At 61.3% G+C, this 26,640-nt stretch carries 25 protein-coding genes; 18 read left to right on the top strand and 7 right to left on the bottom strand.

Going from position 1 to position 26,640, the window contains the following annotated elements:
• Nucleotides 1–85 precede the first annotated feature (85 nt).
• Both VNZ65_RS05285 and VNZ65_RS05280 read right to left on the bottom strand, forming a co-directional pair.
• Nucleotides 86–562 carry an Lrp/AsnC family transcriptional regulator gene (locus tag VNZ65_RS05285; protein WP_325666778.1) on the bottom strand — a complete coding sequence of 159 codons (477 nt, stop codon included), beginning with the start codon at nucleotides 560–562 and terminating at the stop codon, nucleotides 86–88.
• A 93-nt stretch (nucleotides 563–655) separates the two neighbouring features.
• Nucleotides 656–778, bottom strand: coding sequence for a hypothetical protein (locus VNZ65_RS05280; RefSeq protein ID WP_325666776.1), 123 nt, complete (start codon nucleotides 776–778; stop codon nucleotides 656–658).
• Here VNZ65_RS05280 and VNZ65_RS05275 point away from each other — a divergent pair.
• From VNZ65_RS05275 to VNZ65_RS05250, 6 genes are all read left to right on the top strand, one after another.
• A complete protein-coding gene (locus tag VNZ65_RS05275) occupies nucleotides 777–1,754 on the top strand; it encodes an ABC transporter substrate-binding protein (RefSeq protein ID WP_325666774.1) in 978 nt (325 codons plus the stop codon). The two genes, VNZ65_RS05280 and VNZ65_RS05275, sit on opposite strands and share 2 nt — an antisense overlap.
• Nucleotides 1,755–1,898: 144 nt before the next feature.
• Nucleotides 1,899–2,849: an ABC transporter permease gene (locus VNZ65_RS05270; RefSeq protein ID WP_325666772.1), complete on the top strand. Its 951-nt coding sequence runs from the start codon at nucleotides 1,899–1,901 to the stop codon at nucleotides 2,847–2,849.
• Nucleotides 2,849–3,643: an ABC transporter ATP-binding protein gene (locus VNZ65_RS05265; RefSeq protein ID WP_061939633.1), complete on the top strand. Its 795-nt coding sequence runs from the start codon at nucleotides 2,849–2,851 to the stop codon at nucleotides 3,641–3,643. The genes VNZ65_RS05270 and VNZ65_RS05265 overlap by 1 nt, the downstream gene beginning before the upstream one ends.
• A 52-nt stretch (nucleotides 3,644–3,695) precedes the next feature.
• Nucleotides 3,696–4,958, top strand: coding sequence for a Glu/Leu/Phe/Val dehydrogenase dimerization domain-containing protein (locus VNZ65_RS05260; protein ID WP_325666770.1), 1,263 nt, complete (start codon nucleotides 3,696–3,698; stop codon nucleotides 4,956–4,958).
• A 48-nt stretch (nucleotides 4,959–5,006) separates the two neighbouring features.
• Entirely contained in the window at nucleotides 5,007–6,083 is a 1,077-nt protein-coding gene (gene hppD / locus VNZ65_RS05255; RefSeq protein WP_325666769.1) for a 4-hydroxyphenylpyruvate dioxygenase, read from the top strand.
• 379 nt (nucleotides 6,084–6,462) lie between these two features.
• On the top strand, nucleotides 6,463–7,551 hold the full coding sequence (locus VNZ65_RS05250; protein WP_325666768.1) for a porin: 1,089 nt from the start codon (nucleotides 6,463–6,465) through the stop codon (nucleotides 7,549–7,551).
• A 143-nt stretch (nucleotides 7,552–7,694) separates the two neighbouring features.
• Here the strand turns inward: VNZ65_RS05250 and VNZ65_RS05245 are convergent, their stop codons facing one another.
• The 3 genes from VNZ65_RS05245 to modA form a co-directional block, all read right to left on the bottom strand.
• A complete protein-coding gene (locus VNZ65_RS05245; protein ID WP_325666766.1) occupies nucleotides 7,695–8,366 on the bottom strand; it encodes an ABC transporter ATP-binding protein in 672 nt (223 codons plus the stop codon).
• 10 nt (nucleotides 8,367–8,376) lie between these two features.
• Nucleotides 8,377–9,054, bottom strand: a complete 678-nt coding sequence (gene modB, locus VNZ65_RS05240) for a molybdate ABC transporter permease subunit (RefSeq protein WP_325666765.1) — start codon at nucleotides 9,052–9,054, stop codon at nucleotides 8,377–8,379.
• A 242-nt stretch (nucleotides 9,055–9,296) separates the two neighbouring features.
• A complete protein-coding gene (gene modA / locus VNZ65_RS05235) occupies nucleotides 9,297–10,058 on the bottom strand; it encodes a molybdate ABC transporter substrate-binding protein (protein WP_325666764.1) in 762 nt (253 codons plus the stop codon).
• 168 nt (nucleotides 10,059–10,226) lie between these two features.
• Between modA and VNZ65_RS05230 the strand changes: the two genes are divergently transcribed.
• The 5 genes from VNZ65_RS05230 (at nucleotide 10,227) to VNZ65_RS05210 (ending at nucleotide 14,590) form a co-directional block, all read left to right on the top strand.
• Nucleotides 10,227–10,598, top strand: coding sequence for a LysR family transcriptional regulator (locus VNZ65_RS05230; protein WP_325666763.1), 372 nt, complete (start codon nucleotides 10,227–10,229; stop codon nucleotides 10,596–10,598).
• A gap of 40 nt (nucleotides 10,599–10,638) precedes the next feature.
• Complete coding sequence (locus VNZ65_RS05225) at nucleotides 10,639–12,402, top strand: ClcB-like voltage-gated chloride channel protein (RefSeq protein WP_325666761.1); 1,764 nt, start codon at nucleotides 10,639–10,641, stop codon at nucleotides 12,400–12,402.
• A 250-nt stretch (nucleotides 12,403–12,652) separates the two neighbouring features.
• Nucleotides 12,653–12,907 carry a GlsB/YeaQ/YmgE family stress response membrane protein gene (locus VNZ65_RS05220; RefSeq protein WP_325666759.1) on the top strand — a complete coding sequence of 85 codons (255 nt, stop codon included), beginning with the start codon at nucleotides 12,653–12,655 and terminating at the stop codon, nucleotides 12,905–12,907.
• A complete protein-coding gene (locus VNZ65_RS05215; protein ID WP_325666757.1) occupies nucleotides 12,907–13,437 on the top strand; it encodes a hypothetical protein in 531 nt (176 codons plus the stop codon). Before VNZ65_RS05220 ends, VNZ65_RS05215 begins: the two co-directional genes overlap by 1 nt.
• Before the next feature lie 244 nt (nucleotides 13,438–13,681).
• Entirely contained in the window at nucleotides 13,682–14,590 is a 909-nt protein-coding gene (locus tag VNZ65_RS05210; protein WP_325666755.1) for a 23S rRNA (adenine(2030)-N(6))-methyltransferase RlmJ, read from the top strand.
• Nucleotides 14,591–14,618: 28 nt separating this feature from the next.
• Here VNZ65_RS05210 and msrB read toward each other — a convergent pair whose 3' ends face one another.
• Nucleotides 14,619–15,107: a peptide-methionine (R)-S-oxide reductase MsrB gene (gene msrB / locus VNZ65_RS05205; protein WP_325666753.1), complete on the bottom strand. Its 489-nt coding sequence runs from the start codon at nucleotides 15,105–15,107 to the stop codon at nucleotides 14,619–14,621.
• A 401-nt stretch (nucleotides 15,108–15,508) separates the two neighbouring features.
• On the opposite strand from msrB, the gene VNZ65_RS05200 reads away from it, so the two are divergent.
• The 3 genes from VNZ65_RS05200 to pnuC are packed head-to-tail and all read left to right on the top strand — an operon-like array spanning nucleotide 15,509 to nucleotide 19,590.
• On the top strand, nucleotides 15,509–17,770 hold the full coding sequence (locus VNZ65_RS05200) for a TonB-dependent siderophore receptor (protein WP_325666751.1): 2,262 nt from the start codon (nucleotides 15,509–15,511) through the stop codon (nucleotides 17,768–17,770).
• A gap of 18 nt (nucleotides 17,771–17,788) precedes the next feature.
• Entirely contained in the window at nucleotides 17,789–19,000 is a 1,212-nt protein-coding gene (locus VNZ65_RS05195) for a phosphotransferase enzyme family protein (RefSeq protein WP_325666749.1), read from the top strand.
• A complete protein-coding gene (gene pnuC / locus VNZ65_RS05190) occupies nucleotides 19,000–19,590 on the top strand; it encodes a nicotinamide riboside transporter PnuC (protein ID WP_325666747.1) in 591 nt (196 codons plus the stop codon). Before VNZ65_RS05195 ends, pnuC begins: the two co-directional genes overlap by 1 nt.
• 95 nt (nucleotides 19,591–19,685) lie before the next feature.
• Here the strand turns inward: pnuC and VNZ65_RS05185 are convergent, their stop codons facing one another.
• Entirely contained in the window at nucleotides 19,686–20,903 is a 1,218-nt protein-coding gene (locus tag VNZ65_RS05185; RefSeq protein WP_325666745.1) for an EAL and HDOD domain-containing protein, read from the bottom strand.
• Between the two features lie 479 nt (nucleotides 20,904–21,382).
• Here VNZ65_RS05185 and VNZ65_RS05180 point away from each other — a divergent pair, with 479 nt between their 5' ends.
• The 4 genes from VNZ65_RS05180 to VNZ65_RS05165 all read left to right on the top strand — a co-directional run bounded on the left by VNZ65_RS05180 (nucleotide 21,383) and on the right by VNZ65_RS05165 (nucleotide 26,621).
• Nucleotides 21,383–21,922 (top strand): fimbrial protein, encoded by a 540-nt coding sequence (locus VNZ65_RS05180; protein WP_061939667.1) that lies wholly within the window; start codon nucleotides 21,383–21,385, stop codon nucleotides 21,920–21,922.
• A gap of 239 nt (nucleotides 21,923–22,161) precedes the next feature.
• The gene (locus VNZ65_RS05175; RefSeq protein ID WP_325666742.1) at nucleotides 22,162–22,944 is read left to right on the top strand and encodes a molecular chaperone; all 783 of its coding nucleotides are present in this window, start codon (nucleotides 22,162–22,164) and stop codon (nucleotides 22,942–22,944) included.
• 90 nt (nucleotides 22,945–23,034) lie between these two features.
• Nucleotides 23,035–25,608: a fimbria/pilus outer membrane usher protein gene (locus VNZ65_RS05170; protein WP_325666740.1), complete on the top strand. Its 2,574-nt coding sequence runs from the start codon at nucleotides 23,035–23,037 to the stop codon at nucleotides 25,606–25,608.
• Entirely contained in the window at nucleotides 25,605–26,621 is a 1,017-nt protein-coding gene (locus VNZ65_RS05165) for a fimbrial protein (RefSeq protein ID WP_325666738.1), read from the top strand. Before VNZ65_RS05170 ends, VNZ65_RS05165 begins: the two co-directional genes overlap by 4 nt.
• Nucleotides 26,622–26,640 lie beyond the last annotated feature (19 nt).

Raw genomic sequence — 26,640 nt, 5'->3', positions numbered from 1 at the left:
CGCCGGCAGAGTGCGGGTGTTATCTCGCCAGCGCTCCAGAAAGCCGCATCCCACAAGGGTGCGGCTTTTTTATTTGAGCGCCGCTTCAGGCCGGCGGCAGCGGCAGCATGTTGGTGGCCTTGATTTCATCCAGGCAGACACTGGAGCGCACACCGCTGACACCGCGCATGCGCATCAGTTTTTCCATCAGGAAGTCCGATAATTCCTTCAGATCGCGCGCGGTCACCTTCAAGACATAGTCGAAATCGCCGGTGATCGAGTAGCACTCCAGGATTTGCGGCCATTCGTTGATGGCTGTCTTGAATCCCGATAAGTCGTTAATATGTCCTTTCTCCATCGATACATGGACAAAGGCGATCACGTTCAGCCCCAGGCTGGCCGGGCTCAGCCGGGTTTCGTAGCCGACGATGAAGCCGGCTTCCTCCAGCCGGCGATGGCGGCGGTGGCATTGCGGGGCGGACAGGCTGACGGCTTCCGCCAGTTCCAGATTGGATGCTCGGCCGTTCTGCTGCAGGAAGGTCAACATTTTGCGGTCGATTTGATCGATATCAATTTTGTGCAATTTATTCTCGATTTCTGGATTTGTGACGAAATTATATTTCATAACGGTATAAAAATCGGGCGCAACTCGCAAACCAATTTTCAGCGTTCAAAGCTATACTTTTTTCAAAATAATAGATAGAGCGGCAAGGGCGCAGGCCAGAATAATCCCCTGTTGCAATATAATAAAGAGGCCGATTCCCGGCAACCAAACTGACTCATTTGGAGACAAAGTCATGAAATTTCCTTTCTTGCGTTCCGCAATTGCATCTGTCGTGCTGCTGAGCCTGGCGGGCGTGTCCGCTTCCGCTGCCTATGCTGCGGACAAAACGGTGGTGGTTACGGCCATCGTCGAACACCCGGCGCTGGATGCCGTGCGCGACGGCGTCAAGGACGAGTTGAAGGCCGAAGGCTACGAAGCCGGCAAGAACCTGAAGTTCGAATACCAGAGCGCGCAAGGCAATACCGGCACTGCGGCGCAGATCGCCCGCAAATATGCCGGCAGCCAGCCGGATGTCGCCGTGGCGATCGCTACGCCTTCCGCCCAGGCGCTGGTATCGGCCACCAAGACCGTGCCTATTGTTTACGCGGCCGTGACCGATCCGGTCGCCGCCAAGCTGGTGAAGAGCTGGGATGCGTCCGGCACCAACGTCACCGGCGTGTCCGACATGTCGCCTCTGGACAAGCAGATCGAACTGATCCGCAAGGTGGCGCCGAAAGCCAAGCGCATCGGCGTCATCTACAGCCCAGGCGAAGCCAACTCGGTGTCTATCGTCGAATCGCTCAAGAAGCTGCTGGCCGGCACCGACCTGACCCTGGTGGAAGCGGCTGCGGCCCGCACCATCGATGTGCCGAGCGCGGCGCAAAGCCTGATCGGCAAGGCCGACGTCATCTATGCGCCGACCGACAACAACGTCATGTCGGCGTTTGAGGGCATCGTCAAGGTGGCCGAGCAAGCCAAGTTGCCGGTGGTTGCCGCCGACACCGGCGCAGTCAAGCGCGGCGCCGCCGCTGCGATCGGTCTCAACTACTACGACCTCGGCCGCCAGACCGGCAAGATCGTGGTGCGCATCCTGAAGGGCGAAGCGCCAGGCAAGATCGCTTCGCAAACCAGTACGACATTCGAGCTGTACGTGAATCCTAAGGCAGCGCTCAAGCAAGGCCTGACCTTGCCGGCTGATCTGGTCAAGTCTGCCAAAGTCGTCGAACAATAAAGAGGAATGGCGGATGACGCATGCCGTCATCCGCCAGCTTTTGCTTCGCAGATTCTGGTTTGCCTGATTTGGCGTGTTTTTGCCGGTGAGCCGCGGTCGGCCTGCTGTTCCGGGTAGCCGTGGCTCCGTAATTTAAGGATGTTTATGTCGCTCATCGCTTCACTTGGCGCCATCGAGATCGGCCTGATTTTCGGCCTGGTCGCACTTGGCGTGTTCTTGTCTCTCCGTGTCGTCAATTTTCCCGACCTGACGGTCGATGGCAGTTTCCCTCTCGGCGGCGCCGTTGCCGCAACCCTGATCGTCTCTGGCTGGAATCCTTTCCTGGCGACCTTCGTCGCGCTGCTGGCCGGCGGCCTGGCTGGCTGCGTGACCGCCTGCCTGAATGTCTACCTGAAGATCATGCAATTACTGGCCAGTATCCTGGTCATGATTGCTCTCTATTCGGTCAACCTGCGCATCATGGGCAAACCTAACGTGGCGCTGATCAGCGAGCCGACGGTGTTCAGCATGACCAGCATCGGCGACTTGCCGGACTACTGGGTGCAGCCGCTGGTGATGCTGGTGATCGTGCTGATCGCCAAGCTCTTGCTAGATGCGTTTTTCGCTTCTGAGACCGGTTTGGCCATGCGCGCCACCGGCGCCAATGCGCGCATGGCGCGCGCCCAGGGTATCTCCACCAACCGCCAGACGGTGTGGGGCCTGGCGATTTCCAATGCGCTGGTAGCGCTGGCCGGCGCGCTGTTCGTGCAGACCCAGGGCGGCGCCGATATTTCGATGGGCATCGGCACCATCGTGATCGGCCTGGCGGCGGTGATCATCGGTGAAACCGTGCTGCCGGCGCGCAGCCTGGTGGTGACCACGGCGGCCTGTATCTTCGGCGCGGTGCTGTATCGCTTCTTCATTGCGCTGGCGCTGGACATGGATTTCATCGGCCTCAAGGCGCAGGACTTGAATCTGGTGACGGCGTTGCTGGTCGGCCTGGCGCTGCTGATTCCTAATTTCAAGCGCAGTTACAGGCGCATGCGCGGCAATGGCAAGCCCAAGCCTGCCACGACGATCAACAATGGCCTGGCAGCGCGCAAAGGGGAAAACTGATGTTGAAACTCGATAACCTGGAAATCACGTTCAATCCCGACACGCCGATTGAAAACAAGGTCTTGCGCGGCCTGTCGCTGGAAATCCCCTCCGGCCAGTTCGTCACTGTGATCGGCTCCAACGGCGCCGGTAAATCGACCATGCTGAATGCGGTCTGCGGCGACCTGATGGTCGACAGCGGCAGCATCACCATCGACGGCACCGACGCTACGCGGCGTTCCAGCTGGCAGCGCGCCGACCTGGTGGCGCGCGTATTCCAGGACCCGATGGCGGGCACCTGCGAAAGCCTGACGATTGAAGAAAACATGGCGCTGGCCTGGAAGCGCGGCAGCAAGCGCGGCCTGCGCTTTTCCCTGAACCGCAACCTGCGCGAGCTGTTCCGCGAAAAGCTCAGCATCCTCGGCCTGGGACTGGAAAACCGCCTGTCGGACCGCATGGGCTTGCTGTCCGGTGGTCAGCGCCAGGCGGTCAGCCTGCTGATGGCGTCGCTGCAGCCTTCGCGCATTTTGCTGCTGGATGAGCATACCGCGGCGCTGGACCCCAAGACCGCGGCTTTCATCTTGTCGCTGACGGCCAAGATCGTCGAATCGAGCAAGCTGACGGCCATGATGGTCACCCACAGCATGCGCCAGGCGCTGGATTACGGTTCGCGCACCGTCATGCTGCACGAGGGAAAAGTGATTCTGGATGTGCACGGCGAGCAGCGCCGCGGCCTGGATGTGCCGGATCTGCTGCGGATGTTTGAAACCACCCGCGGCGAAAAAATCGATGACGACAAGCTGCTGCTAGGCTGATCAGGCTGGCGGAAGCAGGGTCGTTGTAACCATGGAAATCTGAAGGAGCAGTATGAAGGCTTTACTCAATGCGTTTGAAAGCAAGGCGCCGGAAATTGTCTTTGAATGGCATGACGCCGAGACGCCGGCGCGCGGCTGGATCGTGATCAATTCGCTGCGCGGCGGCGCTGCCGGCGGTGGTACGCGCATGCGCAGCGGGCTGGACCGGCGCGAAGTGGAGTCGCTGGCGAAGACCATGGAAGTCAAGTTTACCGTCTCCGGCCCGGCCATCGGCGGCGCCAAGTCGGGCATCGATTTCGACCCTGCCGATCCGCGCAAGGCTGGCGTCCTGAGCCGCTGGTACAAGGCGGTCACGCCTTTGCTGAAGACTTACTACGGTACCGGCGGCGACCTCAATGTCGACGAAGTGCATGAAGTGATTCCAATGACCGAGCGCTACGGCCTCTGGCATCCGCAGGAAGGCATCGTCAACGGCCATTTCGAGCCTAGCGACAACGAGCGCATCCAGAAGGTCGGCCAGCTGCGCATGGGCGTGGCCAAGGTGGTGGAAGACGTCCGCTACACGCCGCAAGCCAGCCGCAAATACCTGGTGGCAGACCTGATCACCGGCTGGGGCGTGGCGGAATCGGTGCGCCATTACTACCGCCTGTACGGCGGCAATCTCGAAGGCAAGCGCGTGATCGTGCAAGGCTGGGGCAATGTCGGCTCGACCGCGGCTTATTACCTGGCCAAGGCCGGCGCGCGCGTGGTCGGCATCATCGACCGCAACGGCGGCCTGATCAAGGCCGACGGCTATAGCTACGAAGAAGTACATGCCTTGTTTCTGGCCAAGCAGGGCAACCAGCTGATCGCCGACAACATGCTGTCCTTCGAAGAGTGCAACGCCGCCATCTGGAGCGTCGGCGCCGACATTTTCCTGCCATGCGCCGGCTCGCGCCTGGTCAGGCAGGAGCAGGTCGACCAGCTCATCGCCAACGGTCTGGAAGTGGTGGCTAGCGGCGCCAATGTGCCGTTTGCCGACAGCGACATCTTCTACGGCCCGATCTATGAGCATGCCGACCACCGCGTCGCCGTGATCCCGGACTTCGTCGCCAACTGCGGCATGGCGCGCGCCTTTGCCTTCCTCATGCAGAGCCAGGTCGAGGTGTCGGACGAAGCCATCTTCGGCGATGTCTCGGCGACTGTCGCCGCGGCTCTGGAAAAGTGCCACGGCCATTCGGCCAGTACGACCGGGATTGCGAAAGTCGCGTTTGAAATCGCATTGCAGCAACTGATCAAGCCAGAAATTACGGAGAAAGCCGCTACCCGCGGCTGATCCATGTTGACCCAGTCCACCAGACTTTATCTATACCAGGAGTAGCGCATGACTGAATTATTTGATAACCCCATGGGCCTGTGCGGCTTTGAATTCGTCGAGTACGCATCGCCCGTCCCCAACGTGATCGAGCCGGCCTTCGAGGCCATGGGTTTCGTCAAGGTTGCCCGTCACCGTTCCAAGAATGTGTCGCTGTATCGCCAGGGCGATATCAATTTCATCATCAACCATGAGCCGAAAAGTCCGGCGCATTACTTTGCCGCCGAACACGGACCGTCTGCCTGCGGCATGGCGTTCCGCGTCAAGGATGCGCACAAGGCTTACCAGCGCGCGCTGGAACTGGGCGCCGAGCCGATGGACATGGCCACTGGCGTGATGGAACTGCGGCTGCCGGCGATCAAGGGTATCGGCGGCGCGCCGCTGTATCTGATCGATCGCTTCACGCCGGGCAAGTCGATCTATGACATCGATTTCGAATTCATCGATGGCGTCGAGCGCAACCCGGTCGGCGCCGGCCTCAAGACTATCGACCATCTGACCCACAACGTCTACCGCGGCCGCATGGCGCACTGGGCGGCGTTCTATGAGCGACTGTTCAATTTCCGCGAAGTTCGTTATTTCGACATCAAGGGCGAATACACCGGCCTGACGTCGAAGGCGATGAGCGCTCCGGACGGCATGATCCGCATTCCTTTGAATGAAGAATCGTCCAAGGGCTCGGGCCAGATCGAGGAATTCCTGATGCAGTTCAGCGGCGAAGGCATCCAGCATATCGCGCTGGCGACCGACAACCTGGTGCAGACCTGGGATGCCCTGAAGAAAATGGGCACCAAATTCATGGTGGCGCCGCCGGCGACGTATTACGAGATGCTGGAAGGGCGCTTGCCTGGCCACGGCGAGCCGACCGACCAGCTGCAGATGCGCGGCATCCTGCTGGACGGCGTCTCCAACGACCAGGGCCAGCGCCTGCTGCTGCAGATCTTTTCGGCCAATACGCTGGGCCCGGTATTTTTCGAGTTCATCCAGCGCAAGGGCGACGAGGGCTTCGGCGAAGGCAACTTCAAGGCCCTGTTCGAGTCGATCGAACGCGACCAGATCCGCCGCGGCGTACTGAAGGCGGAATAAATTCGAGTTGTGTTTTTGCAACAGCTTGTCTTGGGGGAAAGTTAGCCTGCTATGATGGCGGCTCAGCTTTACCCGAGCGGGCTGTAACAGCCGAATCGAGAGCGAAGGGCACGTACCCGGCGCGCAGGGCAAGGCGCAAAGCGCAGCAATAGCGAGACTATTGCGAGCATTTGTAACGCCGCCATGCGCGTCGGGTACGTGACAGGCGCTCTTGATTTGGTTGTTATAGCCCGCTACAACGCCGAAAATGGCGGCGTTGATGCAGTAGTAGCGGGCAGTAGTGGTAAAGCGGCGGTAGGGCAGCGTGGCTGAAATCTGGCTGCACTTGCACCAGTCCGCCGTACAAAATCTAAAAAATATTAATCCTATGGAGACGTGCATGAAAAAATATTCCTTGTTGCTGGTAGCGGCGGGCCTGGCGAGCAGCGGCGCAATGGCGCAGACCTCCGTCACGATCTACGGTATCGTCGATACCAGCATCCGCTATCTCAGCAGCGACAACGCCGCTGGCCAAAAGAACTTTGTGATCACCAACGGCGCGATCTCGAACAGCCGCCTGGGTTTCAAGGGCACTGAAGATCTCGGCGGCGGCCTGAAAGCCATTTTCCGCCTTGAAAACGGCTTCAATTCGGATAACGGCAGCTTGTCCAGCGCCGGCACTTTGTTCAGCCGCCAATCTTACGTCGGCCTGAGCGGTTCCTTCGGCACGGTCACCCTGGGCCGTCAACAGACACCGTTGTTTGACCTGATGGCCGATCACTTCGATCCGCTGACCGTCGGCAACTACGACCAGAATGCTTGGATGCCTGCCGGCGCCACCCTGGTCCGCAATTCCAACATGATCAAGTACTACGGCACATTCGGCGGTTTCGCTGGCGGCCTGAGCTACGCAGCGGGTGAAAAAGCCGGTTCGCTCAAGACCGGCAGCCAGTTTGGCGCTACCGGCCAGTACACGGCTGGCCCATTTTCCATCGGCGGCGGCTATCAGCAAACTATCAGCCCGACCAACTCCGACTGGAAAGACACTGCCTATAACCTGAGCCTGTCCTACGCCATCGGCGCAGCCAAGCTGTTCGGCGGCTACTATCGGATCAAGGACAGCACTGGCACGACACCGGCATATTTCGGCGTTTCCGGCAGCGCAGCGGCAACCAATGGCGGCATCGGTGGCATCCAGCGTCAGGACAATGCTTACTTCCTGGGCGCGACTTTCCAGGCAACCCCAGCGTGGTCCCTGACTGCAGCCGGCTACTATGACAAGAGCAAGAACGTCACTGTTGCCACCCTCGGCAACCTGGGCGACGGCACACGCTACGCGCTGGTCGGCGTGGCGGAATATGCACTGTCCAAGCGTACCCAGGTGTATGGCACGGTCGATTACAACAAGGCGAAAGATGCAGCCTTGTCGGAACTGGTCGGCAAGGATAGCGTGACTGGCGTAGCCGTCGGTATCCGTCACATTTTCTAATTAGCGAAAAGACAGTGTGTAGGGTGGGCACGCTTTTGTGCCCACGCTGTAGCGGTATCCGTGTGGGCACAAAAGCGTGCCCACCCTACAAGTTAAAAAAAAAGCGCAGACCGCTTCGGTTCTGCGCTTTTTTCATGGGATTTTCACTTGGCCCTGGAAATGCTGCCGTCGCGAATCTCGAAGATGTCGTCGCCCAGCAGGGTGAGGTCGGCCGGATCGTGCGTGATCACCATCATCGGCACGTTCAGCCGCCGCTGCAGCTCCGACAGTTCGTAGCGCATCTTTTCGCGCAGGCTGAGGTCGAGCGCGGAAAACGGTTCGTCCAGCAGCAGGATGTCCGGCTCCAGCACCAGCGCCCTGGCCAGCGCCACGCGCTGGCGCTGACCGCCGGACAGCTGGTGCGGATAGCTGTTGGCGGTGGTGGTCAGCTCGAATGAGGCCAGCCATTTCTGCACCGCCGGATGCTCATGCGGACGGCGCATGTTGGTGCAACCAGAACGTAAGCCGAAAGCCACATTTTGCGCCACCGTGAGATGCGGAAACAGGGCGTAGTCCTGGAACAGATAAGCTACCTTGCGCTGCTGCGGCGGCAGGCAGATGGCTGCCGCGCTGTCGAACAGGGTATGTTGCTTGAGCCGTATCACGCCTTCGTCCGGCGTCAGCAAACCGGCGATCGCGCGCAGGGTCAGGCTCTTGCCGGCGCCGGACGGGCCGTACAGCACTACCCGGTTGCTTTCGGTGCTGAGGGCGATATCCAGGTCGAAACCGCGGTCGTCGGCCTGCATGTGCTTGCGGATGCTGATCTCTATGGTCATGGCGCTATCCTCATGTGTTGCGGCGGCGCTGGCTTTTCGGCAGCAGGCGGCCGGCGATCAGCAGCACCACGATGCAGGTGGCGGAGGTGATCAGCACCAGCAGGTTGGCGGTCTGGTCGTCACCAGCCTGCACTGCTTCGTAGATCGCCACCGACAAGGTCTGGGTGCGGCCCGGCAGGTTGCCAGCGATCATCAGCGTGGCGCCGAATTCGCCCAGAGCGCGGGCGAAAGCCAGCAGCACGCCGGCGATAATGCCCTTGGAGGCCAGCGGCAAGGTCACGCGGAAGAACACCCCGGCTTCTGACACGCCGAGTACGCGGGCGGCATTTTCCAGTTGCGCATCGACGTTTTCAAAGGCTGCGCGGGCAGATTTGAGAACCAGCGGAAAGGCGACGATGGTGGCGGCGATCACTGCGCCTTGCCAGGTGAAGACCAGTTCGATGCCCCATTTTTCCAGCCAGGCGCCGAATACGCCGCGGCGCCCCAGCAATACCAGCAGATAGTAGCCGAGCACGGTTGGCGGCAGCACCAGCGGCAGGGTCAGCACGGCATCGACCAGGTCGCGCGCCGGCGAGCGCCAGCGCGATAAGCCGTAGGCAGCAGCAACGCCGAGCACCATGTTGAGCAGGGTGGCCCAGCCCGCGACTTTCAGCGACAGCGAGAGCGCGACCCAGACTCCGCTGTTCATGATTGCTGCTTTCTATTCACTGCTTACCTTTGACATGATGCGGAAGAACTTGACGATAACACTATTGATTCATCGGATGTAGGGTGGGCACATCGTGCCCACGCTGGAATTTGCTATGCATACACGCTACGGTGCCGGGCGGGTCTGTACTCCGGTTATCGCGATCACGCGTGGGCACAAAGGCGTGCCCACCCTGCGGTCTATTGCGTGCAAGCAGGTGTTTCGTGTGATCGCCCAGATCATCAGGGTTTCAAGAAGCCATAGCGCGCCAGCGTGGCCTGGCCGACAGGCGACAGCACATAGGCGACGAACTTGGCCGCCATTTCAGTTTGCTTGGTGTCGCTGGTAACGGCAATCGGATAGCTCACCGGCGTTTGCGAAGGCACGCGCACGGCGACCTTGACCTTGTCCGGCATCACTGCCGCATCGGTGGAAAACACGAAGCCGGCTTCAACTTCGCCGCGCGCGACATAGTCCAGGCTCTGGCGCACGTTCTGCGCCGGCACGCCCTTGGCTGCCACCGCATCCCACAGATTAGCGTGTTCCAGCGCTGCCTTGGTGTAGCGGCCGACCGGCACCGAAGCCGGATTGCCGTAGGCGACGCGTTTCACCGCAGCCTGCGTCAGGTCCTGCAGCTGGGTGATGTGCAGCTGGCTGTCGGCCGGCACGATCAGCACGATCTGGTTGTTGGCGAAATTCTTGCGGCTGGCAGGCTGCACCGCTTTTTCCGCTTCCGCCTTGTTCATGGCTTCCTGGTCGGCCGAGGCAAAGACGTCGGCCGGCGCGCCCTTGATGATCTGCTGCAGCAAGACGTCGGAGGCGGCGAAGTTGAACAGCACCTTGGTGTCCGGATTCTGCGCTTCGAATGACTGTCCGAGTTCCTTGAAGGCGTTGGTCAGGCTGGCGGCGGCCGATACTACCAGGTCGGCGGCATGGGCGGCCGGCGTCAACAGGAAAAGGGGAAGGGCGCTGGCAATAACAAGGCGTTTCAAGCGGCACAACATCGCAGTATCTCCTGGCAGAAAGTAACAAAATGGAAAGCGAAATATATGGCAGGATACAGCGTGAGTCAACCCGAACAGCACCCCGGAAGCCGAGATGCTGCCGCCGCAATCACGTGGTTGTCAACAAAATACCTGTATTCTGCCAACCTCCTTGCTACAATCGCGCCTATGGCAAATTCCAAATCGATACGGCTCAGAGTGTTGCAAGGCGAGACAATCGCCTTCGGTCCCGGCAAGGCAGCGCTGCTGCTGGCGATACAGCAAAGCGGTTCGATTTCCGCGGCGGCACGGTCCATCGGCATGTCCTACCGGCGTGCCTGGCTGCTGGTGGAAGCCATGAACCAATGCTTCCGCCAGCCCCTGGTGGCGACCGCCACCGGCGGCGCCAAGGGCGGCGGGGCGCAGGTGACGGCGCTGGGGCAGGAAGTCCTGGTCCGCTATCAAGCCATGCAGGAGCGGGCGGAAGCGGCGGTGGCGACCGACATGGCGTATTTTTCCGGGCTGATGACGGCCGGCGGCGCCGCAGAGTCGCAAAGCTAATTCCCTGCACTTCCACACGATCATCTTGCCGATACCGACCATGCTTTCAAGCAGCACACTCCGCAGCACACTCCTTGGTTACCGCATCCGCCTGCAGCGCCTGTTTCATTTTTCCGAAAGCCATTCCATGCTGCTGTGGGCGGCCGTGGTCGGCTTTCTGGGCGCGCTGGCGACTGTCCTGTTCCGCGAGTGCATCTACGGCCTGCAATGGCTGCTGACTGGCCAGAGCGGCAGTTTTGTCGCCATGGCAAAAAGCTTGCCGTGGTGGATGCGGCTGGTGCTGCCGGTGGCCGGCGGCCTGGTCGCCGGCGCCATCCTGGTGCTGGCCAAGCGGGTGCCGACCAGCGCTACCTCGGATTACATGGAAGCGGTAGCGATCGGCGACGGCAATATCCCGGTGCGGCAGAGCCTGCTGCGCAGCCTGTCTTCATTGGCAACGGTGGTGACCGGCGGCTCGATCGGACGCGAAGGGCCGATGGTGCAGCTGTCGGCGCTGGCGGCCTCGCTGGTCGGCCGCTTTACCCATTTCAGCCCTGCGCGCTTGCGCCTGCTGGTGGCGTGCGGCGCGGCGGCGGGGATTACCTCGGCCTACAATGCGCCGATTGCCGGCGCTTTTTTTGTGACGGAGATCGTGCTGGGTGCGATCGTCATGGAAAGTTTCGGGCCGGTGGTGGTGGCCTCGGTGGTGGCCAACATCACCATGCGCGAACTGCCCGGCTATCATCCGGCTTACGAGATGCCGCCATTCCCGCCGCTGGCCGGGATCGAGATCATCTGGTTCGTACTGCTGGGGATCATGGCCGGCGTCGCCGCGCCGCAATTCCTGCGCCTGCTGGCGGTTTCCAAGCAAGCATTCGGCAAGACCGGCTTGCCCTTGCCGCTGCGGCTGGGCGTCGGCGGCCTGCTGGTCGGCCTGATTTCGATCTGGATGCCGGAGGTCTGGGGCAACGGCTATAGCGTGGTCAATTCCCTGCTGCATACGCCATGGCTGTGGTGGAGCGTGCTGCTGGTGCTGCTGCTCAAGGTGCTGGCGACCTGCATCACCACCGGCTCCGGCGCGGTCGGCGGCATCTTCACGCCGACGCTGTTCGTCGGCGCCGCCATCGGCTATCTGTTCGGCCAGCTGCTGCACATGCTGCTGCCGGGCATGACCTCGGCGCCGTTCGCCTATGCCATGGTGGGCATGGGCGCCTTCCTGGCGGCGGCCACCAGCGCGCCGCTGATGGCGATCCTGATGATTTTCGAGATGACCCTGAGCTATCAGGTGGTGCTGCCGCTGATGCTGTCCTGCGTGGTGGCTTACTTCGTGGCGCGCAGCATCAACGGCGCCTCCATGTACGACATCACCATCAAGCGCAACCGCGATGCGCAGGAGCGGGTGCGGCTGCGCGGCATCCACATGAGCGAGCTGATCCGGCCGGCCGATACGGTGCTGCCGCTGACGGCGTCGTTCTCTGAAATCAGCGGCCTGTTCCTCAAGTATCCGGTGAAATACATTTATATCGTCGACGACCGCAACCGCTATTGCGGCGTGGTGGCGCTGCAAGACATTACATCCTGCCTGCTGGAAAAAGCCGACACCCAGGCCAAGGTGGCCGAGGATTTCGTGCGGCGCGAATTCCTGCATGTGGTTACGCCCGACATGTCGCTTGGCGATGCCTTGCAATCCTTCCTCGACCATCAGGGCGAACGGCTGCCGGTGGTGCGCAGCCATGAAGATCCGGAACTGCTGGGGGCGGTCTACAAGACATCCTTGCTGGATGCTTATTTCAGGCTGGACCGCTCGCACGAGCTGCGGGCCTAGCCGGGAAAGCTGTTTGGCCAATGTCTGCAAGACATTCCTTAGACAATGCCGTCATCCCCGCGAATGCGGGGATCCATGTTAATGTATATAACGACAAGAATGGATTCCCGCGTTCGCGGGAATGACTATTTGACATAAATTTACCTTGCAAGCGCTGCAGATGGCCGCACTTTGCTCTATATTGGACGCCGGACCGCGGCTGTGTCTGGCGCCGCCGTTCCGCAACCACCATCAACCATGAGGAGCATCTATGGAAATTCTGGGAACCATCATCGTAGGCTTCATCGTCGGCGTGATCGCTAAACTGATACACCCCGGACGCGAGAACATGGGTTTTATCGTCACCACTTTGCTGGGCATCGCCGGCTCCTTCCTGGCCGGCTATGTCGGCCAGGCGCTGGGCTGGTATCACGCCGGCCAGGGCGCCGGCTTCATCGGCTCCATCATCGGCGCCTTCGTGCTGCTGCTGATCTACGGCTTTGTCAAAGGCAAGGCAGCCAGCTGATGCTGGATCGCCTGCCATGGCGCAAGCCAGCCCGGCAGACCGCGGGCGCACTGCTGCCGGCGTCCGACACGGCGCTGCATGCGGTGCGCCTGCGCTGCCGCCAGATGGTGGCCAAGCGCGCGCTGCTGTCGGCCGGCGCTTCTGCCTTGCCGATCATGGGCGTCGATATCGCGGTCGATATCCATCTGCTGTCGCGCCTGATTGAAGACATCAATGCGGCCTTCGGCCTGACGCCGCAGCAGATCGAAAAACTCCAGCCCAAGCTGCGGGTGGCCACGTATAGCACCATCGTCGGCCTTGGCAGTACGCTGGTAGGGCGGGTGGTGACGCGTGAGCTGCTGCTGAAAATCCTGACCCGCAGCGGCGTCAAGATCGTTTCCAAGAACGCCACCCGGCTGGTGCCTATCGCCGGCCAGATGGTGTCGGCGGCGATCGGCTTTTCCGCCTTCAGGGCGATCGGCAACAAGCATATCGAAGCCTGCGTCGCGGTGGCGGAACAGATGTTGAAAGTGCAAGCCGCCGGCGAATGAGTTGCCGCTCTGGCATGCGCCGCTTGCAGAGCGTGGCGGCGAGGCCGCTGCATCCTTCTCCGCCATCCCGCGCTGCAATGTTAGAATGCGGGTCGTTTGCGCTGCGGGACACTGGAAACAGCTGCTCCCGCGCGACTTTACCGCACTTCTGCACGCCAGCCGGGCCCGCCATACCGTTACCACGTTGCGCACCGGTTCTTTGATGTAGAGTGTGGCAACACACTTCACCACGATAGAGTTCCCTATGTTGAGTTACCGCCATGCCTTCCATGCGGGCAATCATGCCGATGTGCTGAAGCACTTGGTCACCATCCAGCTGTTGCGTTACCTGGGCCAGAAGGATACCTCCTACATGGTCATCGATACCCACGCCGGCGCCGGCGTGTACGCGCTGGACGGCGGCTATGCCTCGAAAAATGCCGAGTACGAGTCCGGCATCAGCCGCCTGTGGGACCGCAAGGACCTGCCGCCGGCGGCAGCCGAGTACGTGGAGATCGTCAGGCAGCTGAATCCGGACGGCAAGCTGCGCTATTACCCGGGTTCGCCGTATTGCGCCGATGCCGTCATGCGCGAGCAGGACCGTCTGCGCCTGTTTGAATTGCACCCGAGCGACGGCAAGATCCTGACCGACAATTTCCGCCGTCTGGATGCGGAGCGCAACCCGCGTGGCAACGGTCGTGGCAAGCGCGTCATGATCCAGCTGGGCGATGGCTTCCTCGGCCTGAAGGCCTTGCTGCCGCCGCCGTCGCGCCGTGGGCTGGTGCTGATCGATCCGCCCTACGAGGTGAAAGAAGACTACCGCCACGTCAAGAACACCATCGAAGACGCGCTGACGCGTTTCTCCACCGGCACTTACGCCGTCTGGTATCCGCTGCTGAACCGCATGGAGTCGCGCCAGATGCCGGACAAGCTCAAGCGCATGAAAGCCAACGGCTGGCTGAACGTCACGCTGACCGTGAAGACACCGTCGCCGGACGGTTTCGGCCTGCACAGCAGCGGCATGTTCGTAATCAACCCGCCGTGGACGCTGGAGCCGATGCTGAAGGAACTGATGCCCTATCTGGTCAAGGTGATGGGCACCGACTCCGGCGCCGGCTTTACCCTGGAATCGGGGCAGACCAAGGCGGTCGATACCGGTACCCGGCGCGTTTGAGCGCAGGCGGCGGTTCTGGCCTGACCGTTCAAACTTCTGGTTTGAAGGTCAGCACCGCCCCATTCATGCAATAACGTAGTCCAGTCGGTTTCGGGCCGTCGTCGAAGACGTGGCCGAGGTGGCCGCCGCAGCGGCGGCAGTGCACTTCGGTACGCGTCATGCCTAGCGTGCTGTCGCTGCGGGTGGCGATGGCGTTCGGCAAGGGCTGCCAGAAACTGGGCCAGCCGGTGCCGCTGTCGAATTTGCTCTTGGAAGAAAAGGCTGCCAGGTCGCAGCCCGCGCAAAAGAAGGTGCCGGCGCGTTTTTCATGATCGAGCGGGCTGGAGAACGGCCTTTCGGTGGCTTCCTGCCGCAGGATGGCATACTGGGTCGGATTCAGGCGCTGCTTCCATTCGGCATCGGTATGCATGATTTCATATTTTTCCGCTGCGCCGGCGCGCCAGCCCAATGTCGCCAGCATGCTCCCCAACAGCAGGCCGCCGCCGGTCCTGAACATCATGTTGCGTCGGGTTTGCATGACAATCTCTCCTTTATCGCATCAATGGTAGACCCAGATCGTGCTGGCGCAGTCTGGGTTCCGCACTCGTGGGGCCATGTAATCCATATACGAAGAAATCTGGCGGGCGGATGCAAGCGGCCTGCCTCCAGTTTGCGCCGATTTTCGCCGGCTTGCTGGCCGTAGTCGCCTGCCTCAGAGCAGGGGAGATGAATTACCCAGAGAGGTTTCTTTGCGGAAATTTCCTTGGGTTTCGCGCAATCCACTGTTGTCAATGCCCGTCAACCGTATAGGTGTATTGCGCAGTTTTTAAGTCTCGGCGGGAAAATGGACGGATAATGCGGATCCTGTTTCAATCACGCCCGGATTTCCAGACGCAATCTGCGGCAGTATTATCTATTTGATATGGCGTCGACATAATAATGACAACTACGAAAAAAAACTATCCAGCGACCGAGGGCCGGGTAGCGCTGCAAACCAAGACAAGATTGCTGACTACCCTGATTGCCGCCGCCCTTGCCTCCGGCATGGCGCATGCGCAAAGCGATCCGGAACAAAAGAGCCAAGGGCCAGGGCAGAGCGCCCAGCCGCAAAATGACGCCACGCTGCCGACCGTGACGGTGACAGGCGCCGGTCCCGCCGCCGACAGCTATCGCAAGGCTTCAGCCGGCGTCGCCAGCTTCGGCGCTGCCTCCATGCTCGATACGCCGGCCTCGGTCTCGGTAGTCACCCGCACCCAGCTCGACGACCAGCAAGCCCGTTTGCTGAGCGATGTCGTGCGCAACGACGCTGCCGTCGGCAACAATTACACGCCGGTCGGCTACTACGAAAATTTCAGCATCCGCGGTTTTCCGCTGGATTTGGCGACCAGCATGCAGATCAATGGCATGAGCATTGCCGGCGAACAGAACGTGGCCTTGGAAAACAAGGAAAGCGTCGAGATCCTGAATGGTATGGCTGGCCTGCAGAGCGGCATGACGCCGCCCGGCGGCCTGATCAACTATGTCACCAAGCGGCCGGCCGACGTGCGTTCGATCACGCTGGAAACCGATGCCCGCGGTTCGCGCTACCTGGCGACCGATATCGGCACCCTGTTCGGCGAGCAGAAGCAGTTCGGCCTGCGCATCAATGCTGCTCACGAGAGCCTGCATTCCTATGTCAACAACGCCGACGGCGAACGCAATTTCGCCTCGCTGGCGGCCGACTGGGTGATCAGCCCGCAGGCGCGCCTGCAGTTCGACGCCGAGTACCAGCACCGCGAGCAGCGCTCCGCGCCGGGTTATCAATTGTTGGGCGGTACTGTTGTCCCGAGCAATGTCTCGCCTTCGACCCTGCTGGGCGCGCAGCCATGGGCCAAGCCGGTGACGATCAACTCCGTCAATCTCAACACGCGCCTGGATCTTGACCTGGTGCCGGACTGGCACGCTTATGTGGCGGCCAGCCGCAGCCGCGTGGTGATCGATGATAATTCCGCCTTTCCGTATGGCTGCGGCTATGGCGCTACCTGCGGCGAGGGTGGCACCCCGGCCCGTTATTTCAGCGCTGGCGGCGATTTCGATATCTACGATTACCGTTTCCCGGACGATACCCGGCGCAACGATCAGTTGCAGGCGGTGCTGCAAGGGAAGCTGGACACCGGCAAGATCCGCCACGACCTGACTCTGGGAGCGAGCATGTTCCGCCGCACCGTGTCGCAGAGCGATGGCGTCAACGAGTATGTCGGCAGCGATAATATCTATAACCCGAATCCGATCGTCTACGCGCCGTCGCCGCTGACGCCGGATGCCTCCACGCTGCGGCTCGACAGCCGGCAAAAGGCGCTGTTTGCGGTCGACCGCATCAGCCTGACGCCGCAATGGCAGGTGATCGCCGGCGCGCGCCAGGTATGGCTCAACGAGCGCGCGTTCGATGCCACCGGCGCCGCTGCCCGTACTACCGAGAAATCCTTGCTGCTGCCGCAGCTTGCGCTGGTCTACAAGCCGCAGGCTGATCTCGCGCTGTACACCAGCTACAGTAAAGGCCTGACCATGGGCGGCCAGGCGCCGTTCTGGGCCGAGAATGCCTATGCATTCCTGGCGCCGACCGTGTCGCGCCAGGTCGAAGCCGGCGTCAAGTACGAGTGGCGCGACCAGCTCAGCCTGAGCGCGGCGCTGTTCCAGATGACCAAGCCCTACGAATATCCGAAGCCGGACGAGAATGGCTATACCTACACCCAGCAAGGCAGCGAAACCCACCGCGGCCTGGAGCTGAGCGCCGCCGGCCAGGTCACCAGGCAGCTGCGGCTGACCGCCAGCGTGGCCCTGATCCAAGCGCGCGCCGCCGATACCGGCACGCCAGCCTATGATGGTCATCAGGTCATCAACGTGCCGCGCCTGCGTACCGCGCTGTATGCATCATATGCACTGCCGCAGGTCACCGGGCTGAGCTTGCTCGGCGGCTGGCAGTACAGCGCCAGCAAGGCGGCGACGCGCGAAGGCGATGTCAGCGTTGCCGCCTATAGCGTGTTCGACGCTGGCCTGCGCTACAAGACCAGCCTGGCGGGACATCCGACGGTGCTGCGCCTGAGCGTGGACAATCTGTTCGACAAGCGTTATTGGAAAGACGTCGGCGAATATTTTGGCGACAGCTATCTGCACCTGGGGGCGCCGCGCAGCGTGCGGCTGTCGGTCCAGTACGACTTTTAAGGGCAGGATGGAAGCGGCATGAAGGATGCAAAACCAGACGACGCCAGCGGCCTGCCTGCCGTGCTGAGCCATGGCATGGGCATGGACGCGGTGGCGCCGAGCTGGCCCACCTTGACGCTGGACGAAGTGGCAGGCCTGCTGCGCCGTTATCCGCAGGCGGGCGCCGTAACGCGCCTCGGCTGGCACAGTCCGCGGCCCTTTTCCAGCGCCTGTGTGGCGGACACCGATTCCGGTCCGCTGTTCATCAAGCGCCTGCTGCGTGAGATACGGAGCGTCGGCGAGCTGATGGACGAGCACCGCTTCATGGCCCATCTGCGGACGAACGGGCTGGCCGTCAGCGAAGTGCTGAGCGCCGGCGACGGCAATACTGCCGTTGCCGACGGCGGTTGGAGCTATGAAGTGCAGCGCCTCGGGCAGGGCGTCGACCGCTATCGCGACGCCACCTCATGGACGCCGTTTCTCAGCTGCGTGGACGCCGCCGCCGCCGGTCGCGAACTGGCCTTGCTGCATCTGGCCGCACGCGGCTATGACGCACCGGCGCGCAGCACCAGGCTGCTGGCTTCCGGTTTTACCTTGTTGAATGCAGAGCAGCCGCAAGAAGTGCTGGAGCGCATCCAGACCTACATCGGGCAGCGGCCGGCATTGACCGACTATCTGGCGTCGCGCGACTGGCGCGCCGACGTCAGCCGCGTGCTGCTGCCGTTCCATGCCCGCCTCAGTCCCTTGCTGCATGGCCTGGCGCCGTTGTGGACGCATAACGACTGGCATGCCTCCAACCTGCTATGGCAGGCCGAGCCGGCGCCGGCAGCCGTCAGGACAGTGCTGGATTTCGGCCTGGCCGACCGCACTTGCGCCGTCTACGATCTGGCCAATGCGATTGAGCGCAACCTGATCGAATGGCTGGCCTTGCCGATGGCAAGCGGCGACCAGCGCCATCTGGTGCACATCGACCAGCTGGATGCCATGCTGGATGCTTATGAAGCAGTGGCGCCTTTGTCGGCCTTGGGAACAGCCGCATTGCCTGCGCTGCTGCCCTTGGTGCATATCGAGTTTGCGCTGTCCGAGCTGGCGTATTTCCATGGCGTGCAGCGTTCCGCTGAAAATGCCGCACTGGCCTACGACACCTATTTTCTTGGCCATGCGGCATGGTTCGACAGCGATGCCGGCCGTTATCTGCTCGACCATCTGCAGCGCCGCTGCGAACGTAAAACCGATACACGGGAGTCTTGATGTCAGGTCTGGAAATCATTGCCGTCATAGTGAGCGCCCTGGCAGTCTGGCTGACTGCGCGCCGTCATTTGTGGTGCTGGCCGATAGGCCTGGTATCGGTGCTGCTGTATGCGCGCATATTCCTGGTGGCGAAACTGTATTCGGATTTGCTGCTGCAACTGATCTTCGCCGTCATGCAGCTGTACGGCTGGTGGCAATGGAAGAGCGGGGCGTCGGCCCAGGATAGCCAGCATATCCAGCCGCAGCGTTTGCCGAAGCGGGGTTTGCTGACCGGGCTGCTGGCCGCCGCCGCGGGCAGCGTCGTGCTGGGTTATGTCATGGCCAGCTTCACCGACGCCCACATCCCGTGGCTCGATTCGGCGCTGACCAGCTTCAGCCTGGTGGCCCAGTTCTGGATGGCGCGCAAATATGTCGCCAACTGGTGGTTGTGGATCGCGGTCGACATTATCTACGTCGGCGTGTACATCTATAAAGACCTGAACCTGACCGCAGGCTTGTATGCGGGGTTCATCGTGCTGGCGGTTGTCGGTTTGCGCAGCTGGCAGAGGCAGCTGCCCGGGAATCTCCCGCCGGCGGCGGCAACGCTGTAGGGTGGGCATGGAATGCCCACGCGGATGTAGATGAGGCGGCTACTGCGTGGGCACGGGTGCCCACCCTACGAGAGCGCAAGGCAAATTGCGGGCGCCTATGCTGCCCGCACCCCCAGGTTCTGCGCCCAGGCCAGCGCCGACAGGTGCGCCAGGTTGACTTCCCGCGGGCTGATTTTCAGCGAGGCCGAGAGCGGTCCCACCAGCGGCGAATTCAATTCGCAAGCCTCGGCCAGCGCCACGTACGGCCCATAGGGTCCGGAGCGCGTCAACAGCGCGGCGGCCACCTGCTCGGAAAGCTTGATGCTGGCTAGCACATCCTTCATCTCGACTCCCAGCAGCCGGTCCAGCAGCGAAAAGATGCCTGCCACGAACAGGCTTTCCGATTCGCCGCGCGCCAGGTGTTTTTGCCCGAGCAATTCGGCAAAGCGGCCGCGGATGATCGCGGTTTCCATCAGGACCGGCGAATAGCCGCTGCTGCTGGCGGTGGCCAGCAGCAGCGACAGCCATTGAAACAAGGCTTCGTAACCGAGCAGGGAGAGCGCGGCGCGCAGCGACTGTACTTCCGCTTTGAGGCCGAAGGCGGCGGAATTGATAAAGCGCAGCAATTCATACGACAGGCCTGGGTCACGCTTGAAAGCCTCTTCGATTTTCTGGATGCCGTCGTTGCGGCCGACCATGTTCATGATCTGCACGATGATCTGTTGCGCCGGATTCAAGCCCTTGGCGCGTGCGCCTGAACGCGGCGTCAGGTGCAGCTTGCCGATAAACGCATCCAGTCCCAGCATGGCGCAGGCATCGTAGTCCTGCCAGCTGCTTACCGGCCGTCCTATCATCCGCAGCGAAGATTTCTTCAGGGCCGCGTAGCGGCGCGCCTGCGCCGCAAAATCGCCGGCTGAAAAACGTACTTCCACATGCGAGATGTCGCTGCTTAGCGGTGTCCCGGCAAGATCGGCGTGGCGCAGCGAGATGCCATAGCCGGCGCCGCGCAAGGCTTGCACCTGCGCCAGCGTGGCGGCGTCGGCCAGGTCTTCGGGCTGGAGCGACAGGACGGTGCTGGCGGGCGGCATTTGCTTCAGCGCTGCGCTGGCGAGCATGGAGGCCGTTGCTGTCAGAAACAGTTTCTTGTCGCCCAGCAGCCAGCCGGTTTCTTCACTGTTCAACTGCTCGGCGACGAATCTTAGCAAGCCTTCCAGATCATCTTCATGGACCTGCCCAGCGGTCTCGCCGGTGTCCTGCCAGGTCAGGTCGTAGCCGATGACGCCTTGTTTAGGGTCTAGCAACGGTTCTCGAACAATGAAATTTTCAATATGCATCTTGGATTTCTTATGGTGGATGGGAGAGGGGACTGCAAGATCAATATTCCTTGAACGGTGTTAACGGCAGCGCCGCCGTAAAACTTGAGGAAAGGCGCCGGTATTGCCGCGCAATGTAAAGATTGGTAAAGATTTGTTGCAATCCTGCGACAAGTGCCTTATTTCCCTCGGGCATTTGAAGAATTTCCAACCCTCAATTTAGTTGCCTTCGGGATTGCCGTGGCTTTGCTGAATCGGGCGCAAAGGCAAGCCTGGAGCCGCTCTCTTGTATTTGATTGATTGTCATCAATAATTATATTTTTGCTAATAATCAACACTCATGCCGCGATTTATTTCCACTCAATAATTAATGTTTGTTAGTAATTGTTAAACATTGTCAGTAATGACATTTTGTGAACTCTTGCCATTACAATTTGTTTCGCCGTGTTGGCAATTCATTAATTTGAATCGAACATCTACTTTTATATCTGAGGGTAAAAATGAAACAAATGACTATCGCTAAGTTGGTTGCAGTTGCTGCTGCAGGTCTGTTGTCCCAAGCGGCCTTCGCTGACGGCGGCACCGTGAATTTCAACGGCCAGATCGTTGACTCGCCTTGCTCGATCGATCCATCCAGCCAAAACATCACTGTTCCTATGGGCACAGTGTCGCGCGCAGTGCTGAACGGCGCCGCCGGCAAGAAGGCAAATCCATCGAAGTTCCAGATCCTGCTGACCAACTGCGGCGCAACTGCCAAGGGCGCAACCGTGACATTTACCGGCACAACCGATGCCAACGTCACCGACGACCTGGCTCTGGCTAACGCTGGCCAAGTCGGCGTGACTACAGCAACTGGCGTGGCGATCGAGCTGGGCGACTCCGCCGGCACCAAGATCCCTGTCGGTTCGGCATCGGGCACTTACGTTCTGGGTCTGGGCAACAATCCTCTGAACTTCCAGGCTGCCTACGTTTCGACTGGTCCTGCAGTCACCGTCGGTCCAGCTAACTCCACTGCACAGTTCGTTGTTACTTACCTGTAATCAGCGCGCTTCGCAAAAATCCTGAAAAGGCTTTACCTCGTTGCGCCGCTTGCGGCCCAACGAACAGCCTGGCGCTAGTGACGGCCAGGTTTTAAGGATGGGCTGGCGCGCCGCAACGGTAGCGGCAAGCCAGCCATCATTTTCCAGTACCACCCATGCATCAATTTGTGAGCACGCGTCAGCGTCCGCTGCTTGCTTAGAAATTTGTGCATAGGACATTTTGAAGGACGAGGTTTTCCATGTTGAACAAGCGAACCATCACTTCCGCCATCCTCGGCAGCGTGCTGCTGATGAGCGCGCTGGCGGCAAACGCCAGCGTGATGCTGGGCGGCACCCGCGTGGTCCTCAATGAGAAGGACCGGCAAGCATCGATTCCGCTGAAGAACACCGGCGCCTCGCCGTATGTAGTGCAAACCTGGATCGATGCAGGCGAAGGCAAGAACAAGGTGCCGCTGCTGGTGACGCCGCCTTTGTCGCGCCTCGATCCCGGTGCAGAAAACATCTTGCGCATCGTCCGTATCTCCGGCGATCTGCCGAGCGACCGTGAAACGGTGTTCTGGCTCAACGTCAAGGAGATTCCAGAGAAGTCGGACCAGGTCAACGTGCTGCAAGTCGCGGTGCGCACCCGCATCAAGATCTTTTATCGGCCTGCGGGCCTGGCCGGCAAGCCGGACGAGGCACGCAGCCTGGTGACGCTGGCGGTGGTGCCGGGCCAGGACGGCAACGGCGCCGCGCTGCGGGTCAGCAACCCGAGTGCCTATAACCTGACGTTCACCGGTTTCAAGATCAATGGCAACAAGGAACAGACCAAGGCCGGCATGGTGCTGCCTTTCAGCTCCAGCGATTTTCCGCTGACATCGATCAGTGCGCCGCAAGCGCTCGATGCCAGCTACACCACCATCAATGACTACGGCGGCGAAACGCCGGAAGTCGTGGCCAAGGTGGCGGTTGGCGCCGCCTCCGCAGCGCAGCCGGCCGCACCGGTTGCCGCAGCGGCTTCTGTTGAACCGGCAGGCAAGTAACACCGTCGTCATCTCCCAGGTAGCAAGCAACACATCCTGTCAGGGCAAGTCAGTCTGCCGCGCAAGGCAGAAACAAAGGAAGGGAAAGCTGTGATCAGATTGTCGCATCAACGCAAACCGGTACGCCTGGCGCTGTCAGCGATTACGCTGGCCGTGCTGTCGCAGCTGGCCCAGGCGCAAGGCCAGGGCGGTTCGGTCTTCAATGAACAGTTCCTCGATATCGGCGGCGAGCAAAGCCGCGCCGACTTGTCCCTGTTCGCGTTCGGCAATCGGACCATGCCCGGCAGCTACCTGGTGGACGTCAGCCTCAACGAAAGCAGCGTCGGCCAGAGCCAGGTGGTGTTCGCTGACCAGGGCGAAGGCAAGAATGCGCAAGCTTGCATTACCCGCGCCATGCTGGAAGGCTGGGGCGTCAAGGTCGAAGTGTTTCCCGCCCTGATGGCGGCCGGCGACCAGTGCGTCGACCTGGCGCAGGCGATTCCCGGTTCCAGCGTGTCGTATGACGGCGAGAAGCTGCGCCTGACCCTGAGCATCCCGCAGGCTGCCATGAAGCGCCAGGCGCGCGGCGCCATCAGCCCCGATAAATGGGACAAGGGCATCAATGTCGCCATGCTGGATTACCAGTTCTCGGCGGCGCGCTACGACGGCGGCAATAATGCCGGCAGCACCATGAACAGCAGCATTACCGAATTCAACGCCAACCCCAGCGCCACCACGCAAGCCCGCAACACCCTGTATGCCGGCCTGCGCGGCGGCTTCAACCTGGGCGACTGGCGTTTCCGCAATTTCTCGACTTACAATCGTGGCGTCGACGGCGAAGGCCATTGGCAGTCGGTGACTTCCTATCTGCAGCGCGACATCGCCGCTCTCGGCGGCCAGCTGACGATCGGCGACAGCACCACCCCCGGCAACTTTTTCGACGCTTTCCAGTTCCGCGGCGTGCAGCTGGCCTCCGACGACGGCATGCTGCCGGACAGCCAGCAAGGCTATGCGCCAACCATCCGCGGCGTGGCGCAGACCAATGCGCGCGTCACGGTGCGGCAGAACGGCTTCGTGGTCTACAGCACCTATGTCGCGCCGGGTCCGTTCGTGCTGGACGACTTGTACCCGACCTCCACCAGCGGCGACCTGGAAGTGACGATCACCGAAGCCGATGGCCGTGAAACCAAGTTCAGGCAGGCCTTCTCCGCAGTGCCGACCTTGCTGCGCGAAGGCGTCTGGCGCTATAGCGTGACCGGCGGCCAGTATCGCAACGGTTATTCCAGCAACATCACCACCGGCAGCGGCAACGCCAAGCCGAATTTCGTGCAGGGCACGGTGGCGCGCGGCCTGGGCAACGAATACTCGGTGTACGGCGGCATGATCGCCTCCGATATCTATCAGTCGGTACTGTTCGGCGCCGGCAAGAACCTGCGCGATTTCGGCGCCGTCTCTGCCGACCTCTCGCAGGCGCATACCAAGGGACCGTTCAACCAGAGCTACGACGGTCAGTCCCTGCGCTTCCTGTACGCCAAATCGTTCGAGAATTACGGCACCAGCGTGCGCATGGCCGGTTACCGCTACTCCACCGGCGGCTTCCGTACTTTCCAGGAAGCGGCGCAGATGCAGGATCTGCAGAACGGCCAGACACTCAACAACCGGCGCAACCAGGTGCGGCTGGAGCTGGCGCAGCAGCTGGGTAGCAAGGGCGGCACCGCCTATGCTTCAATCCAGCAGCAAAGCTACTGGGGCACCGATCAGAAAGACCGCCTGATGCAGGTCGGCTATTCGAATTTCTACAAGCAGTTCAGCTACAGCATCTTTTACAATTACAGCACCAACCTGAACGGACCATCGAACCGCCAGCTGATGGCGACCTTGTCGATCCCGCTGGGCGATACCCGCTCCTATGCGCGCTACACCGTGGCCAAGGGCAATAACGGCGAACTGACGCAGCAAGCCAGCGTTTACGGTTCGGCGCTGGACGATGGCCGCCTGACCTACAACGTCACGGCCGCACACTCGAATCAGAGCGACAACAGCGGCAGCGCGTCGGCCAGCTACCTGTCGCAGTACGGCCGCGTCGATTTCGGCCGCGCGCAAGGATCCGGCTACGGCCAGACCACGCTGGGCATGGCGGGCGGCCTGGTGGTGCATGGCGGCGGCGTTACGCTGTCGCAGCCTCTGGGCGAAACCATGGCGCTGGTGGAAGCGCCGGATGCGGCCAATGTTGGTTTTGAGGTCTATCCGGGGGTACGTACCGACAGCCGCGGCAATGCCGTGCTGGCCAACCTCAGTCCATACCGCGTCAACCGCCTGGCGGTGCGCACCGAAGACCTGGGCGACAACGTCGAAGTCAAGAATGCCGCGCTGGACGTGGTGCCGACCCGCGGCGCGGTGGTGCTGGCCAGGTTCGAAACCTCGATCGGCTTGCGCATCATGCTCAACCTGAGCGACAAGAACGGCAAACCGCTGCCGTTCGGCGCCAAGGTCGACAACGAGCAAGGGCAGGAGCTGGGGATCGTCGGCAGCGAGGGCCAGACCTACATCACCGGCGCCAAGGAAAGCGGCGTATTGAACATCAAGTGGGGACAGGGTGCGGCGGAGCAGTGCAGCGTCAAATACCATGTGCCGGCGGACAAGAACCCGGCGCCGATCCGCGAGTTGAACGGGCAGTGCGAATGAACGCGAAACTGATGCGCGCAAAGATCGCCCGTGCCGGGCGCTGCATGGCATGGATGGCGTTCTCGGCAGCGGCGCTGCTCGGCGCGACCAGCGCGCAGGCGGCGTGCGTGCGGCCGGCCGGCGCCACCGAAAAAATCATCCAGATGGATATGGGCACGGTGGTCATTCCGAACACGGCCGCCATCGGCGCCGTGTTTGCCACCAAGAGTTTCACCATCCCGATTGCCGGCGCATCGGAAACGTCCTGGATCTGCAGCGGCGGCGGCTATGTGACGGGCAGCATATTGCAAGGCTCGCCGGTGCCCGGCATGCCGAATGTCTATACCACTGCCGTGACCGGCGTCGGCATCAGGCTGTCGCGCCAGATCACCGGCATCGGCCAGACTTATTATCCGCATGTAATCAATATCAACAGCGGCAGCGCGGTATTCCTGAGCCCATCGTATTTTACCGTCGAGCTGATCAAGACCGCGACCAAGACCGGCAACGGCCCGCTGGCTGCCGGCACCTATACCACTTACGTCGGCAATGGCGACAACAAGTCTGCCATCACGTCCATCCTGTCTGGCAACGGCATCACCATCATCACACCGTCATGCACGGTCGATACCGGTTCGCAGAACGTGGTGGTGAATTTTGGCTCGATCTCGCGGGGCAGCTTCAAGGGCGTCGGCTCGACCGCCGGCGACCGCCCGTTCAATATCAAGCTGAACTGCCAGCGCGGCGAAAATGCCCAGAACACCATATTGCTGAACATGCAGGCGACCGCGGACCTGTCGCGCAGTCCTGGGGTGACGCAAGTGACGCAGGGGACGGGCGTGGCGACCGGGGTCGGCATCCAGATCCTGGACCGCAACAGCCAGCCGGTGGTGTTTGGCACCGCGGCCACGGTCGGGCCGTCGGCCGACATCCAGTACGTGGTGCCGTACACGGCGCGTTATTACCAGACCGCGCCCAATATCACCACCGGGCCGGCCAACGGCACCGCGACTTTCACGATCGAATATCAATAGCCGGCGGCCTTCCCGCATG

It is taken from the genome of Collimonas sp., assembly GCF_035566555.1.
Lineage (GTDB): Bacteria > Pseudomonadota > Gammaproteobacteria > Burkholderiales > Burkholderiaceae_D > Collimonas.
The sequence above is the reverse complement of the archived record's forward strand: the minus strand, read 5'-3'. Positions and strand labels throughout refer to the sequence as shown.